At 72.3% G+C, this 1,815-nt stretch carries 1 protein-coding gene and 1 pseudogene; both read right to left on the reverse strand.

Going from position 1 to position 1,815, the window contains the following annotated elements:
* A pseudogene (locus G6030_RS08380) lies at positions 1–206 on the reverse strand (hypothetical protein); the annotation flags it as partial.
* The gene (locus G6030_RS08385) at positions 199–1,575 is read right to left on the reverse strand and encodes a phosphomannomutase/phosphoglucomutase (protein ID WP_043566489.1); all 1,377 of its coding nucleotides are present in this window, start codon (positions 1,573–1,575) and stop codon (positions 199–201) included. The gene G6030_RS08385 and the pseudogene G6030_RS08380, both read right to left, overlap by 8 nt.
* Between the last annotated feature and the right edge of the window lie 240 nt (positions 1,576–1,815).

Below are 1,815 nucleotides of genomic sequence, written 5' to 3' on the forward strand. Positions count from 1 at the left end.
CGGCCCGACACCCACACCACGGCGCGCGGACGGAAGCCGACGAGACCGTCGAGAGCCCCGCCGTCGACGGCGGTGGCCACGGCGCGGAGCTGCGCGCCGGCCATCGACGCGTGCAGCAGGGCCCCCGTCGCGTCCGCAGCGCGTAGCGCGTCGGGGTCGTCGAGGTCGACCCGTCCGGCCCCGGTGTCGTTCGACAGGTCAGGCACGGACGATCGCGAGGACCTCGTCGACCACGGCGTCGACGTCCTCCCTGGTCGGCGCCTCGGCGTTGAGGCGGAGCAGCGGCTCGGTGTTGGAGGCGCGCAGGTTGAACCACGCGCCGTCGCCGAGATCGACGGTGACGCCGTCCAGGCGGTCGACCGACACCGCACGGTCGGAGAACGCGGTGACCACGGCCTCCATGCGCTCTGTCTGCGCGTCCGCCGAGTCGAGCGTGGAGTTGATCTCCCCGGAAGCCGCGTACCGGGTGTACTCGCCCATGAGCTCGGACAGCGTGCCGTCCTGACCGCCGAGGGCGGCCAACACGTGCATGGCGGCCAGCATGCCCGAGTCGGCACCCCAGAAGTCGCGGAAGTAGTAGTGCGCGGAGTGCTCACCGCCGAAGACGGCACCCGTGTCGGCCATCTGCGCCTTGATGAAGCTGTGGCCCACCCGCGTGCGGACGGCGACGCCGCCCTTCTCCTCGACGAGCTCCGGCACGGCCCGGGAGGTGATGAGGTTGTAGATGATCGACGCGCCCGGCTCCTTGGCGAGCTCCCGCTCGGCGACGAGGGCGGTGATGGCCGACGGGGCCACCGGCTCGCCGCGCTCGTCGACCACGAAGCAGCGGTCCGCGTCGCCGTCGAAGGCCAGGCCGATGTCGGCTCCGCTCTCCCGGACCAGCGCCTGCAGGTCGACGATGTTGGCGGGCTCGAGCGGGTTGGCCTCGTGGTTGGGGAAGTTCCCGTCGAGTTCGAAGTACAGGGGCACGATCTCGAGCGGCAGCCCGCCCAGGACCGCGGGCACGGTGTGGCCACCCATGCCGTTGCCGGCGTCCACCGCGACCTTGAGGGTCCGGATCCCCGACAGGTCGACCAGCCCGCGCAGGTACTCGCCGTAGCCCTCGAGCACGTCGCGCTCGGAGACGGTGCCGACCTCCCCGTCGTGCGCGGGGACGCCCTCGATGACCTCCTCGGCGATCGTCCGGAGCCCGGACTCCTGCCCCACCGGCTTGGCGCCTGCACGGCACAGCTTGATGCCGTTGTACTTCGCGGGGTTGTGGCTGGCGGTGAACATCGCGCCGGGGCACTCGAGCAGGCCCGAGGCGAAGTACAGCTGATCGGTGGAGGCCAGTCCGATCATCACCACGTCGAGCCCCTGACCGGTCACCCCGTCGGCGAACGCCGCCGACAGGCCCGGGGACGAGTCGCGCATGTCGTGCCCGATCACCACGGTGTCCGCGCCCTCGGAGCGCATGAGCCGAGCGAAGGACGCACCGACCTCGCGGACGAAGTCCGCGTCGATCTGCTCACCGACGACGCCACGGACGTCGTAGGCCTTGATGACTGCTCGGACGGACTCGGCGCTACGTGCCACGTGCTGCTCCAGGGGTGTGAGACGGGGTCGGTCGATGTCTTCCGAGACACTACCCGCGCCGATCCCGCGGCGGACCACCCTGCGGGCGGTGGGTCAGCGGACGGTGGGTCAGCGGGCTGTGGGGCCGGACCCGCCCGTGCCGCCTGCGTGCCGGTCGGCCTCGTCCTCCGGGGCGGCGGGCATGTCGGGGACCACCCGCAGGTGGGGGCGTCCTGAGCCGGTCGACGGCCCGGGGGCCGG

Source organism: Dietzia sp. E1, from assembly GCF_014145015.1.
Taxonomy (GTDB): Bacteria; Actinomycetota; Actinomycetes; order Mycobacteriales; family Mycobacteriaceae; genus Dietzia; species Dietzia cinnamea_A.